The following is a 13,154-nucleotide window of genomic DNA, read 5'->3' on the forward strand; positions in this document are numbered from 1 at the left end:
CGGGGGCGGGCGGGGGCGCCGGCGCGTGGTGGGGGCGGGCGGCGATACGGGCGCGGGTCGCGGGATCGTCGAGGACGACGGCGGGCAGCCCGTGCGCGGCCGTCGCGTGGGGGGTCAGGGCCTGCCGGGACAGGACGTCCGGGGGCAGGGCCGCGAGGGCCTCCCGCGTGGTGACGACGCAGACCGGCCGGGCGTCGTCCAGGACGGCGGCGAGGCGCTGTGCGGGGTGGCCCAGGTCGAGGGTGACGCAGACGCCGCCGGCGGCCAGGACGGCGAGGATCGCGACGACGGTGTCGGTGCCGCGGGGCAGGGCGAGGGCGACGGGCCGCTCGGGGCCGACGCCCAGGGCGGCCAGCTCGTGGGCGAGGCGGCCGACCGCCGCCGAGGTCTCGGCGTACGTGAGGGCGCGGGCGCCGCAGCGGAGGGCCACGGCGTCCGGGGTGCGGGCCGCCTGCTCGGCGAAGAGCTCGGGGAGGGTGCGGGTGACGGTGGGCTCGTCGCGGCCCGCGGTGGCGGCGTGCACCTGACGGAGCGTCAGCAGGTCCAGGGTGCCGACGGGTTCGGCGGGGTTCTCCAGGAGCAGCGCGGTGAGCCCGTCGAGGTAGCGGATCAGCCCCTCCTCGTGGCGGGCGAGGCAGGCGTCCGTGTAGTGCTCGGGGTTGGCGTCGAACGCCAGCCGCAGGGCGCCGTCCGGGCCGGGGGTGGCGGTGACGGCGAGGTCGTCGACGGGGCCGGCGGCGAGGTTCCGCACGGTCGCGCGGAGCCCGCCGAAGTCCAGCTCGCCCTCGAACGGCTTGATGTTGACCACCGGCCCGAAGAGCGGGCGCCGGTCGGCGGTCCGCCCCAGGTCGCGGCGGAGTTCCTCCATGGGGTAGCGCTGGTGGCGGCGGGCCGCGCGCAGCGCGAGCACGACGCGGCGCAGCAGCTCGGCGCCGGTGTCGTCGGGGCCGACGGCCAGCCGCAGGGGGAGCACCTGGGCGGTGGCGACGGGGGTGCGCAGGGCGGCGGGGCCGCGCCGGTTCAGGGTCGGCAGCCCGAGGACGACGTCCCGGGCGCCGGTGAGGCGGTGGGTGTAGCCGGCGGTGGCGGCGACGACCAGTTCGGCCCAGGTGGCCTTGGCCGCGGCGGCGGCGCGCTCCAGGGTGGCCATCGACCCCTCGGGCAGGTCGACGGTGCGGCGCAGCACGGTGGGGGCGGGGTGGGCCGGTTCGACCGGGTCGGCCGCGGAGAACGGGTCGGTCGGTTCGACCGGGTCGGCCGCGGGCGCGGTGCGGGCCGCCGGGTGGGCGGCGAGGCCGGCCGGCTCCGGGAGGCCGGCCAGGTGGCCGCGCCAGAACTCCCCGTCCGTGGCGTGGCGTTCGCCCGCCCGGTACGCCGCCTCATCGGCGACGAGCTCGTCCAGGGTGCCGAAGGTACGGGGCGGCACGGGCCGCCCGGCCACGAGCGCGGCGTAGATCTCGGCGACCCTGCGGTGCACGAGGGTGAGGGCGTAGGCGTCCACGGCGAGGTGGTGGACGCCCTGGTACCAGAGGTGGATGTCGTCGGCGACCCGGAACAGGGCCTGGGTGACGAGCCGGTCGCGCGTGGGGTCCACCGGGCGGGCCAGTTCGGCGCGCATCCACGCCTCGGCGCGCGTACGGGGCCCGGCGTCCGAGCCGGAGGTGTCGCGCAGGTCGAAGCGGTGCAGCGGCCAGGGCCGGTCGGTCTCGACGCGCTGGAGGGGCCGGCCGTCGACCACGGTCACCACGGCGTTGAGGGTCTCGGCCTCGGCGACGGCGCGGCGCAGCGCCTCCTCGAAGCGGTCCTCGTCGAGACGGCCATGGATCTCCACGCTGTCCCCGGTGTTGTACGCCGGGCTCGTCGGGTCGAGCGCCTGGGCGTACCAGATGCCCGCCTGGGCGGGCAGCAGGGGCAGGCCGACGGCCGTGGCCGCGCTGGCGTGGTCGTGCATGGCTGGGTACTCCCCCATGTCCGGTGGGCTCCCGCGGGCCGAGCGCGCTCGGCCCGCGGGTGACGGTGGCAAGCCCGCCGGCGGCGCCCGGGAGCGGACGCGGCGGCGGGCACGCGTGACGGGGTGCGACCGGAGGAACCCGGCCACACCTGGTTAGGTAAGCCTAAGCTATCTTTTGATCAGTCATCCCGGCTCCCCGGACGAGCCCGGACGGCACCTCGCGATCAGGAGAGAGCATGAACCGCGGCACGGACGCCGACCCCGAGAGCCCCGCGCGGGACACCGAGGGCCCCGAGGACGCCGTACGCAAGGAGCGCGCACGGAACACCGACGCCCTCAAGGAGCGCGTACGGCGGCGGGTCGTCGAGCGGAGCGACGCCCTGCGCGCGCTCAGCCGACGCATCCACGCCCACCCCGAGACGGCGTTCGAGGAGCACCGGGCCGCGGCCTGGTGCGCGGCGGAGCTGCGCGCGCACGGGTACGCGGTCGAGGCCCCCGCCCACGGGCTGGACACGGCGTTCGTCGCCACCCTCGGCACGGGCCCCACCACCGTGGCCATCGTCTGCGAGTACGACGCCCTGCCGGAGCTGGGCCACGCCTGCGGCCACAACCTCATCGCCGCGGCGGGTGTCGGCGCGGCGATCGGGCTGGCGGCGGACGCCGACGGGCTGGGACTGACCGTACGCGTCGTCGGCACCCCGGCCGAGGAGCGCGGCGCGGGCAAGGCGCTGCTGCTCGAAGCGGGCGCGTTCGACGGCGTGGACGCGGCGATGATGGTCCACCCGTGCCCGTTCGAGGTGGCCGAGTTCCGGTCCTTCGCGCTGGGCACGCTCTCCGTGGCCTATACGGGCCGGGCCGCGCACCCCAGCCTCAACCCGCACGAGGGGCGCAACGCCGCCGACGCCCTGACGGTGGCTCAGGTGGCGCTCGGGCTGCTGCGCCAGCATCTGCCCGCCGAGTGGCGGGTGCACGGCATCACGACGTCGGCCGGCACCTCGCCCAACCTCGTCCCCGAGCGGGCCACCGCGGAGTACGAGATCCGGGCGGCGGCCGCGGAGGACCTCGCGGAGCTGCGGGAGCGGGTGGAGGCGTGCTTCCGGGCCGGTGCGCTCGCGACCGGCTGCGAGGTGTCGCTGACCCGGCCCGAGCCGGACTACCTGGACTTCCGCACCGACCCCGAGCTGATCGCCCTCTGGCGGGCCAACGCCGCCGCGCTCGGCCGGCCGGAGCCGGAGCGGCGGGCGCCGTTCGCGTGCACGGACATGGGGAACGTCTCGCACCGGGTGCCGGCGATCCACCCCGTGCTGGACATCAGCGGGGGCGCGTGCGCGCCCCACGAGCCGGGGTTCGCGGACGCGGCGCTGTCGCCCCGGGCGGAACGGGCGCTGCTGGACGGTGCGGTGGGGATGGCCTGGACGGCCGTCGACCTCGCGCGGTCGCGGTCGCGGACGCGGGCCCTGGCGCAGGCCCCGCGCGGCGGCGACAGCGGGGCCACGTCCGGCACTTGACCGCAGGCGGCACCGTGCGCGCGCAGCGGTCACGGCGGTCACGAAAAGCCCCCCGGCGCCGTACAACCAAATGCGGACCTCCGGCGTCTATACCGGCAGAGCACCCGTACCGTGCAGAGCGGGCCGTTGGGGGCAATCCGCCCCGCGGCCCCGCGCTCTGTGAGCACATGGGGGAAGACGTCATGAGCAGGAATGTCCGTTCGCTCGCCCGCCGCGGCGGGGCCGCCCTGGCGGCCGCCGCCACCGCTCTCACCACGCTCGGCGCCGCCGGCGCCACGGCGGCCCCGCCGTCCGACGCGACGAAGGCACCCCGGACGGGGGCCTCGGGGCGGGCGGAGCCCGCGGCCGCGGAGGAGGCGGAGACGGCCGAGATCGCCGCCACGGTCCTCGGCCGGGACCACAAGATCACGCTCACGGCCGTGCGGTCGGAGAACGACCGGTACACCGCGTCGGTGCGGATGCAGGTCTACGCCCCCAGCGGGGCGGGCTGGCAGGAGACCGACCGGGTGACGGTCGGCGAGGTCGACGGGTGGTTCTGGTACCCGCTGACCGGCAGCAGGGCGGTGTGCGAGTTCTCCACGGCGAGCACGAATCCGGCGCCGATCAGGGTGAGTCTGTTGATCACCCCGTCCCTGGGGTGCGCGCCCACGGCGCACTTCACGCTGCGGGACGGCCGCATCCACGCGGGGTAGCCTCCGGCTCGGTCCGCGCGACGTCCACGTCGCGGATTGCCCACGACGTGAACGCCGCCCCCTATGATCCCGGCTCCGCCGGCCCCGGCCGTGCGCCTCCTGGGCGGGCGCTGGTTTTGCCCGCTTCCCACGCCATCGGCCTCGGCGTGTCGATCCGGGGGCGGCGCGGGCGGCTGGCTAGGCGGGCTGTCGCGGGCTCCGGATGGAGACCACGTTTCCTTCCCTATCGAGGGTGACAATCGGGTGCTCGCCCCCGTTTTGTGCTGCCCGCAGTTGCTCGCACAAGTTGCTGCCCTCGATAGTGGCTTGTCGGTGAGCCTGGTACTTGGGGTGGAACAGTTGCAGGACGTAGCCCTCCGGCGCGTCGGGGATGTCGACGAAATGCCGTTCGATGCCCTTCATTTGCCATTCTCGTGTGGCCGGAGGAATCCCGTCGCTGCGGTGAAAATTGTAGTCGAGGGTGGGATGGCCCGGCCCTTGCAGCTCGGCCGCGTAACTCCCCGGCGGGCTGTCCGGCATGACGATGACGGTGCCCTGGGCGATGTCCTCGTCCGGATCGAGCACGGTTGGGTCCCAATCTTTGAGGTTCACAGTGATCGAGAATGCCTGGTCACTGTTTTGGGGATCGTCGACCTCTCCGGTGACCGTTCCGATCTTGAACCGGCGGGGCCCCTCGCTCGACCACGGGTCTTCGCCGCCGTATAAGCCCCTGGTAGTCGCGTGCGTCTTCGAGTAGCCGCCCACAGCGTTCATCTTGTACCCACTCGTCTCGCCCGAATTGTAGAGCGGCACTTTGACCGTGTGGTCGTCGTCGGTGTCGACCAGGACGGTGGTGGTCCCCTGGTGGGTGACCTGGACGCTGCCGTAGACCTCCAGCGTCTGGTCGATGTAGTCGTCATTGACGTCGTCGAACCACACGCCTGACACATTGAGCGTGCAGGTCGCCGTGGGGGCCGGTGCGGGTGCCGGCTCGAAGCGCCAGTTCAGGAAGTCGCCTCCGGTGGTGACCTTCGTCTGCTCCAGCAGACCGCCCGGCTCGGTCGAGCGGGCCTGGACATGCAGCCACAGGGCTTCGTCCTTGTCGCCGCTGCCATGGAGGATGTTCTTGGCGTTGACCAATCCGTAGCGGCCCCCGCCCAGACTCCTGATCTGCCACAGGAAGCTCGACTTGTCCCACTGGTCGGCGGTGTCGGGATCGGACTGATCCGCCAGTTTCGAGGGATGGGCACTGTGGTTGCTGATGTGGAGGTAGAGACCGCTGGCCTGATTGCGCAGCACATACAGCCCGCTGTCTTCCGGGACCGTGTCCTTCAGCTTCGCGTCGTCCCGGCCCCGCCTGATCTCCCACAGCTGGCTGCCCCGCCATGACGCGGTCCTCAGCGGCTGCTGCTCGATCTGCGTGCCGGAGTCCTTGCTCCCTCCACGCACCGTCGCGTACAGGCCGCTGGCGTCGTTCCGCAGCAGGTACGTGCCCTCGGGGAGCCCGGCGTGCTCCGCGACCCACAGTCGGTAGCCGTGGCTCTCGGCGGGATCGTTCCACTGCTCAATCCGGGTGCCCGCCTCATGTTTGTGGCCTTGAACGTTCAGCGGCAGTCCACTGTGGACGTTGACGAGGGTGCCCGCGCCGTCGCCCTCGGCCTTGAACCGCCAGCCATAGCTCGCGGCGTGATCCTCAATGAAGCGGAACTGCTCGGCATGGGCGGAGGGGCTTGTGTCGTGAGCGGCGATATGCAGGTACAGGCCACTGTGTTCGTTGCGCAGCAAGCCGACGGTCACCCCGCGGGCTTCGCGGGAAGTGGCGATCCATACCTGGCGGGCGCCGTCCTCCCCGGACATCAGGGCTTCCTGCGTGACAGGGCCCACGTCCTTGATACTGCCCTCGTGCCCGGTGAGATACAGCCCGGTCTTCAGATTCCTGAACCGGTACGCGCCGCCCTCGACAATGCCGCTCATACATCCCTCCCCGATCGTCTCCACTGACCCCAGCCGGACGCTACCGATCGTTGAGTGACAGCAAACATTCGATCCCGGTCAAGTTCCAGGGGGCCAGAACACCACGACGGCAGGTACGTGGAATTGCAGAAAAAGGCTCGCCAGCCCCCGGCGGTGCGCAACGGCGGAGCGTTGTCGCCCTGGCTCAACCATCTCCGCCCCCCGAAGGGGCGGGAAAAGGCCCCGGCCTTCGGCCGGCAGAGGGGTGGCGCCCCGCCCCGAAGGCGCGGAGGCCGTTTCCCCGGCCTACGGCGCGAGCCCGGTGGTGCTGCGCGCCGGAGGCGCGGGGAGACAGGGACGGTCACGTCACGGACAACGCGAACGAGAACGTCGCGCGAAGCCGCCCCGCAGGGAACGTCGCGCAAACCCACCCGGAGGGACGTCGCGCAAAGCCGGACGTCGCCAAACCCCAGAGAAACTCCTACGCGTGGTCACCGCCGGGGGAGTCCCCCGAGTCGCGGAGATGCGCGAGGCGGTCGGCCGCCTCCTCGGCCCGGACGCGATCCGCGTCGGCCGCCCCGCGGGCCCGTCGCGCGGGCCCCACCGCGGCGCGCTCGGCCTGACGCGCGGCCGTCACTTCACCCTTGGTCTCCGCCAGTTCGGCCGCGAGCGCGGCCACCCGCTCCTCCGCCGCCGCCCGGCGCCGGCTCGCCTCGGCGAGCACCCGCTCCGCGGCCGTCGCGTCCTTCGCGCTCGCACGGGCCGCCCGTTCCGCCGCCTGGACCTCCCTGCGGGCCTCCGCCAGCCGCTCCCGCCGCTCGCGCCGTTCCCGGGCCCGTTCCTCGGCGTGCTCGTGGAGGTCGGTCACCGACGCACCACGCGCATCGGTGCCCCGGTTCCTGACCGGCGCGGCCCGGCGGGACAGGCGTGGGGTCTCGGCCCCTCGCGCGGCGGCCGGGCGCAGTGGATGCACCGTGGCGATCTCACCGGCCCCCCGCGCGTCCTCTCCCCCGCCACCGGACTCGCCCTCCCCCGCCTCGGCGGGACCGCCCGCCGCCTCGCCGTCGCCGATGAGCGGGCCGAAGCCGACCGGCGGCGGAAGTGCCTTCGTCAGCCGGCCGCCGGCCAGTTCACGGGCCGCGGCCGGATCGGCGAGCGCCGCGTGCACCGTGGCCTCCACCTCCCGCCGTACGCCCTCCGTCACCGGGTGGCCGGCCGCCGCGGCGGCATCCGCGGCCTGCTGGGAGAGCGCGGCGACGAGCCGGCGCTGCTGCCGGGCGAGCTCGCGCAGCCGGGTGCCGTCGAGCTCCCGGTGGGCGCGGCGCAGCTGCTCGCCCAGCCCGAGCAGCGCGTCCACCTGGTCCCGGTCGGCCCGCACCAGGAGGTTGACGGCCCACGCGGCGAGGGTGGGCCGGCGCAGGGCGCGTATCCGTGCCGCCTGGCCGCGTGGGGCGCCCGCCGCCGCCCGGTCCCGCGCGGCGACGAACTCGCTCGGGTGCCGGACGTAGAGCTCGTCGACGATGTCGTCCCAGCGCATACGTCCATGCTGGCACCCTTCCTCGCATCGCGCGCCGCCCGACGGCGGCCGACGGGGGGCGCGCGGTCCATGCCCGTACGCCGCCCTAGAGCGCCGGACGGAACGCGTCGGCCAGGAGCCGGTGGCCTTCGGGGTGGGGGTGGATGTCCTCGAACGGGGTGCAGACGAAGGTGAGCCGGCAGATCCGGGCGCGCCGGTCGCCCACCGGGCGGGGGCCGACCGCCCCCGCCCGGGTCGACCACCCTCGCCCGGCGCGTCCCCGGCGGACCGGGCAGGCCGCGCGGACCGATCAAACCGATCGGACCGCGCCGAAGCCGCGGATCACGCGTCGACGCGGCCCGCCCCCGGGACCTTGCCCGAGGCGAGGGAGGCGGCCAGCAGCCGGTCGACCACCGCGTCCGGCAGGAGCCGGGACGCGACCGCCGCGGTCCACGCGTCGGGGCCGACGCGGTAGCGGATGCGGGGCCGGACGGCGGTGAGCGCGTGCGTGACGGCCAGCGCGACGTCACGCGGCTGCGTGCGACTGGTCTCGGCCCGCCGCTGGTTCATCTCCAGGAAGCGCTCGAAGCTCTGCCGGTAGAGGTGCGCGACCCCGTCCGGCGAGGTGCGCACCAGTTGCTCGCCGAGCTCGCCGACCTTGCCCCAGATCGGGGTGGCGATCGCCCCCGGCTGGATCAGGGAGACGGCGATGCCGAACGGCGCCACCTCGCGCCGGAGGGCGTCGGTCAGGCCCTCCTTGGCGAACTGTCCGGCGGCGTACGTGCCCAGGTAGGGGGAGGCGACGCTGCCCAGGCCCGAGGTGACGTTGACGACGCGGCCGCGCGTCTCGCGCAGCATCGGCAGGAACGCCTGGGAGACCGCGTGCGGGCCGACGACGTTGGTGTCCAGTTCCTGGCGCAGCCGCTCCGGCCGTACGCACTCCAGGGGGGCCGAGACACAGGTGCCGGCGTTGTTCACCACCGCCCACAGCCCGTCCGTGCCCCTGATCTCGGCCACGGTCTCCGCCGCCGCGCGGATCGAGCCGTCGTCGGTCACATCGATCCGCAGCGGCCGGATCGGGGGCCGGCCGGCCGAGGACTCGGTGACGAGCCGCTCGCCGTCGGCCTCCTTGCGCACCCCGGCGAAGACATGGAAGCCCAGCCGTTGCAGATGGAGGGCGCAGTACTTGCCGAGGCCCGAGGAGGCTCCGGTGATGACCACCGCCCGTCCGGCCGGGGACAAGGACTTCGACTGCCGTAGCAACACGGTGTTCTCCTGGGGGGATGGGGTGAATCCAGAGGTGGATGGGGTGAAGGGGGCAGACCTGAAGGGAGCGACGCGATGGCCCGCGGCCCGGATCACGGAAGCGGCGGCGCCCGCCTGCCGCTCGGGGTGCGTCCGCCGCTCGGCGTGCGGTCGCCACTCGGCGCGCCGGTCACCACTCAGCGCGCGGTCGCCACGGCGTCCAGCACGGCATCGAGGGAGACCTGTGCCAGGCGCTCGGCCCGATCCCGCGAGACGGCTCCCTCGACATAGCTGAAGTTCCAGGCGAGTTCGCCGTGCGTGGTGATGGCGGTGGCCACGACCGCGCCGGTCACCGAGATGTTGGCCATGACCTGGGCGCCGCTCAGCCGCCACGCGCCGACCCGCTCGGGGACGTCGTAGCGGCCCATGTTCGACAGACAGAGGTTCAGGGGCCCCTCGGTGTCCAGGTAGCGGAGGAACGGGCCGCTGTCGGCGACCGTGGACGGGCCGTGGCGGCGCACGAGGTGGAGCATCGACAGGTGGTCCCCACGCCGTTTCCCGCGCACCAGGTCCTGGCTGATCCACCGCGCCATGGGCCACAGCGCCCCCGGCCGGTAGGTGACGTACGAGGGCAGGGTGGCGGCGTAGCTGCCCAGCTCGCTGTACGCGACGGGCGGGCGCAGTTCGCCACGGAAGTCCACCGGGGAACCGATGGACACGCAGGAGGGCGGGCGGGGCCCCGCCTCCACGGCGACGGCGGTCGCCATGGCCGCCGCGAGCGCGCCGTGCACGGTGGTCCCCTGGCGCTTGCACGCCCGCGCCAGCTCCGTCATCCGCGCGGCCGGGAGCGCGCGGTGCAGTACGCGGGTGCGCCGCTCCTCGGGGGGCACCATGCGGTCCGGCTCGATCCGCCGCGGGCGCAGCCGCAGCGCCGCCCACCGGTCGCGGGCCATCATGCCGGCGAGCCGGGCGGCACCCGCGGCGCCCCGGTGGCCGTCGGGCAGCAGGTCCTCGGCGGCGGGCCGGGCGGGCCAGGACGGCGAGCCGTCCGGCGGCGCCGCCCCACCCGCCGTCGCCGGCGCCGCCCCGGCCGCGGGCGACACGGCGGTCGTCGGGGGCCCGGCGACCTCCGCCGCGAGGGCGAGCCACTGCCCGAGCAGGGCCAGTGCCGTCATGCCGTCGGCGACGCAGTGGGAACCGGACAGCAGGATGTCGTGGCAGTGCTCGTCGCTTTCACCCGTTTCGCCCGTGCGATGGGTGACGACCAGGCCCCGCACCAGCGGCCCGGCGCGCCAGTCGAGCGGCTCCGCCAGCTCCCGCTCGTCGAGCTCGCGCATCCAGTAGGTGTCGGGCGAGGCGTCGTCGGCGGGCACCTCGACATGGCGCAGCGGTATCGGCCGCCCCTCGACGGGGACGAAGGCGGGCTCGCGCCCCTGGTGGTCCGCCGCGATGGCCACGCGGAGCAAGGGGTGGCGCGCCTGGAGGAGGTCGAGCGCCCGGCGCAGGGCCGGCACCATCAGCGGCCCGTGGGCGCGGACGCGGACGACGCCGTGCAGGGGTGAGATCTGGTCGGCGATCCAGTACCAGCGCTCCACCGGGCTCAGGGGGCGCGCGACGCTCGCCACGGTCCCCGGAGCCGGCGGCGTCGAAGGCACCACGGGCGGGGTGGATGTCATGCGTGACCTTCCATCGGGTTTCTCGGGGCCGGACCGGGAGCGGGGCGGGACAGTGCGGGTGAGCGTCCGGCGCCGCCCCGTCGCGGCGCGCGCCCGCCCTGCCGTTCCGACGGCTCGCCCACCGTGCCGGGCCCCGGAGCTGTCGTGAACCGTCGCAGCGAACATGATCGTTACGTGGTGCCCGGTACGGTAGGGCCCACGCCACTCACCGGCGGCCGAACGCTGCGTTCCGGCCACCCCCGGGGGCGGGCGGAGAGGGGCGCACCGGGCATACGCGACGGCGCTCCGGCGCGCTCCCGCGCTCCCCCGCGCAACGGCTCGCACCCGGCCCTGAGGAGCGGAGCGGCCGCCCCGGTACGGGGCCGGCACACCGCCCCACGCCGCCCCGGCCGCCGGTGGCGGCGGGGATCGCGCTGGTCACGGCAAGGGCGTGCGGGCCCGAGCAGAACGGCTTGTTCCCGGCCCTCCTCCGGCGGCTCCGCCGACGTGCCCCCGGAGATCCGCCATGCTGACCCCCGATTGCGAGCGATCAGCGGAGGAACCCCATGGGCGAGCAACACGGCCTCGAAGAACAGCGCGTCGGTGAGCGCCCCGCCGAGGGGCACCCCGTCGCGGAGGACCCCACCGCGGAGCCCCGCATCGCCGCGCACCGGGCGGCGGAACGCGACCGCGAGGACGAGGAGAAGGACGCGTACGTCTTCGGCGGCCGCGAGCCGGACGACCGGGCGCGGCGGCTGGAGTCGACGCGGCTGGGCGCCCTGGAGGACGTCTTCGGCCCGCCGACCCGGACGCGGCTGAGCGAGCTGGGCGTGCGCGAGGGCTGGCGGTGCTGGGAGGTGGGCTGCGGCGCCGGTGGCATCGCGCGGTGGCTGGCCGGGCGCGTCGGGGAGACCGGCCACGTGCTCGCCACGGACCTCGACCCGTCGTACGTCGAGGGCCATGGCCTGCCCAACCTCAGCGTGCTGCGCCACGACCTCCTCGCCGACCCGCCGGAGCGGGACCACTTCGACCTGGTGCACGCGCGGGCGCTCCTGGAGCACGTCGCGGAGCGCGGCGAGGCGCTGCAGCGCATGGTGTCCGCCACCCGTCCGGGTGGCTGGGTGGTGGTCGAGGACTTCGACATCGAGGGCGCGATGACGCCTGCCGCGGCCCGCTACTACCCGCCGGAGCACCGGGCGCTCGGCGAGCGCCTCGGCCGGGCGCTGGCGGCCCGGTTCGCCGCCTCGGGGGTGGACGCCGGGCTGGGCCGCCGGCTGCCGGAGATGCTGCTGGCGGCCGGGCTGACCGAGGTCGGCGCCGCGCTGTACGCCCCGGTGGGCACGGCCGGCGGCCCGCCGTTCCTCCGGCTGACGCTCGGGCGGCTGCGCCCGGGGCTGGTGGCGGCGGGCGGGATGACCGAAGAGGAGGTGGACCGGGTGATGGACCTGATCGAGCGGCCCGGCTTCACGCATGTGCCGGGGTTCATGGTGACCGCGTGGGGGCGGAGGGCTCGGGCCTGACGGGCCGCCGGCCCACCGGGGCCCGACCCTCGATCACCGCGGCGCGCCCCTCGGCCCCCGGGGCCCGGCACCCGGCCGCCGGGACCCGCTGCCCCGCCCCCGGGCGCGGTGGCACGGCCCCGTACTGGGCCCGCACCCCGTGCGCACAGGCCCGGGTCAGCGTCAGCACATGGTCGACCACGGCGGGGCTCGCGCCCGCGCTGCCCGTGGAGTACGTGGGGTCGCGGGCGTACGCGTTCTTCACCACGCGGCTGTGGCGCCCGCGGAAGACGATGAGGACCCGCAGTATCCGGCAGACGCCGTCGGCGGCCCGGGCCAGTTCCTCCGGCGGGCGGCCCCCGTGCCGCCGCAGTTCACGGACGAGCCGGGTCACCACGGACTCCCGGCCGGCTATTCGGCGGTGCAGGTCCCGCCAGGCGGGCAGCCCGTACTCCAGCAACTCCTCCTGGAACGCCCGCTGCACCTCGTCCCCGTGGTCGGGGGCCCACAGGATGTGGTCGACGAGGTGGAGCGGCACATGGGCGGCGGCGGGGCCGTAATAGCGCCGTCCGGCCACCGTGATCTCCTCTATGAACGGCCTCAGCCGCGCCAGGAAGAACCCTGCGGGGTCCACCGTGTGGGCGACCCTCGCCATGGTCTCGGGGAGGGGCCGCAGGCGGTCGGCCGCCGCCTCGCAGCAGTCCGCGAAGTCCGGTGTGCCGGGCCGCAGCGCCACCAGCCGCTCGAGGTCCCGGGCCACCGCATCGAGCAGCGGCGCGGTGGTCCGCACCGCGTCGATCAGCACGCTCTCCTGCGCCGCGCCGAGGAACACCCGCTGCCGGGGCCCGCGCGGATTCCACGCGCCGTAGTGCAGCACCGTGTCCCGGGGCACCATGTCGACCGCCCGGCCGAGGGCGAGCAGTACGGGCTCGGCCGCCGGCACGGCGGACAGCGGCTCGACCCCGTGGCGCTTGAGCGAGGCGAGGAACATCCCGAGGTCGCGGACGGCGGCGACGCGACCGGCGGTGTCGGGGACGGTGACCTCCGGACGGAGCGCGATCAGCCCGTGCAGGACGCGGGCCAGCTCCCGCGCGTCCCCCCGGGCGTTCATGTCCGGCAGCCGAGCGACCAACGGGTCCGCCCGCAGGGGATCTCG

9 protein-coding genes are annotated in these 13,154 nt (G+C 75.1%); 3 read left to right on the forward strand and 6 right to left on the reverse strand.

Annotated elements, in window-relative coordinates:
• On the reverse strand, nucleotides 1–1,969 hold a 1,969-nt coding region (locus tag ACSNOD_RS08725; protein ID WP_436766211.1), incomplete at its 3' end, for a condensation domain-containing protein.
• A 218-nt stretch (nucleotides 1,970–2,187) separates the two neighbouring features.
• Between ACSNOD_RS08725 and ACSNOD_RS08730 the strand changes: the two genes are divergently transcribed.
• Together ACSNOD_RS08730 and ACSNOD_RS08735 are read left to right on the forward strand one after the other, a co-directional pair.
• On the forward strand, nucleotides 2,188–3,459 hold the full coding sequence (locus tag ACSNOD_RS08730) for an amidohydrolase (RefSeq protein ID WP_436766212.1): 1,272 nt from the start codon (nucleotides 2,188–2,190) through the stop codon (nucleotides 3,457–3,459).
• Nucleotides 3,460–3,641: 182 nt separating this feature from the next.
• Nucleotides 3,642–4,151, forward strand: coding sequence for a hypothetical protein (locus tag ACSNOD_RS08735; protein ID WP_436766213.1), 510 nt, complete (start codon nucleotides 3,642–3,644; stop codon nucleotides 4,149–4,151).
• A 177-nt stretch (nucleotides 4,152–4,328) separates the two neighbouring features.
• Here the strand turns inward: ACSNOD_RS08735 and ACSNOD_RS08740 are convergent, their stop codons facing one another.
• From ACSNOD_RS08740 to ACSNOD_RS08755, 4 genes are all read right to left on the reverse strand, one after another.
• Nucleotides 4,329–6,104 (reverse strand): RICIN domain-containing protein, encoded by a 1,776-nt coding sequence (locus tag ACSNOD_RS08740; RefSeq protein ID WP_436766214.1) that lies wholly within the window; start codon nucleotides 6,102–6,104, stop codon nucleotides 4,329–4,331.
• 460 nt (nucleotides 6,105–6,564) lie between these two features.
• Entirely contained in the window at nucleotides 6,565–7,620 is a 1,056-nt protein-coding gene (locus ACSNOD_RS08745; RefSeq protein ID WP_436766215.1) for a hypothetical protein, read from the reverse strand.
• A gap of 321 nt (nucleotides 7,621–7,941) precedes the next feature.
• A complete protein-coding gene (locus ACSNOD_RS08750; protein ID WP_436766216.1) occupies nucleotides 7,942–8,865 on the reverse strand; it encodes an SDR family oxidoreductase in 924 nt (307 codons plus the stop codon).
• A 176-nt stretch (nucleotides 8,866–9,041) separates the two neighbouring features.
• Nucleotides 9,042–10,520, reverse strand: coding sequence for a phthiocerol/phthiodiolone dimycocerosyl transferase family protein (locus tag ACSNOD_RS08755; RefSeq protein ID WP_436766217.1), 1,479 nt, complete (start codon nucleotides 10,518–10,520; stop codon nucleotides 9,042–9,044).
• 545 nt (nucleotides 10,521–11,065) lie between these two features.
• Here ACSNOD_RS08755 and ACSNOD_RS08760 point away from each other — a divergent pair.
• Complete coding sequence (locus ACSNOD_RS08760) at nucleotides 11,066–12,019, forward strand: methyltransferase (protein ID WP_436766218.1); 954 nt, start codon at nucleotides 11,066–11,068, stop codon at nucleotides 12,017–12,019.
• Here the strand turns inward: ACSNOD_RS08760 and ACSNOD_RS08765 are convergent.
• On the reverse strand, nucleotides 11,982–13,109 hold the full coding sequence (locus ACSNOD_RS08765; protein ID WP_436766219.1) for a monodechloroaminopyrrolnitrin synthase PrnB family protein: 1,128 nt from the start codon (nucleotides 13,107–13,109) through the stop codon (nucleotides 11,982–11,984). The two genes, ACSNOD_RS08760 and ACSNOD_RS08765, sit on opposite strands and share 38 nt — an antisense overlap.
• Nucleotides 13,110–13,154 lie beyond the last annotated feature (45 nt).

The organism is Streptomyces sp. URMC 123 (assembly GCF_051386515.1).
Lineage (GTDB): Bacteria > Actinomycetota > Actinomycetes > Streptomycetales > Streptomycetaceae > Streptomyces.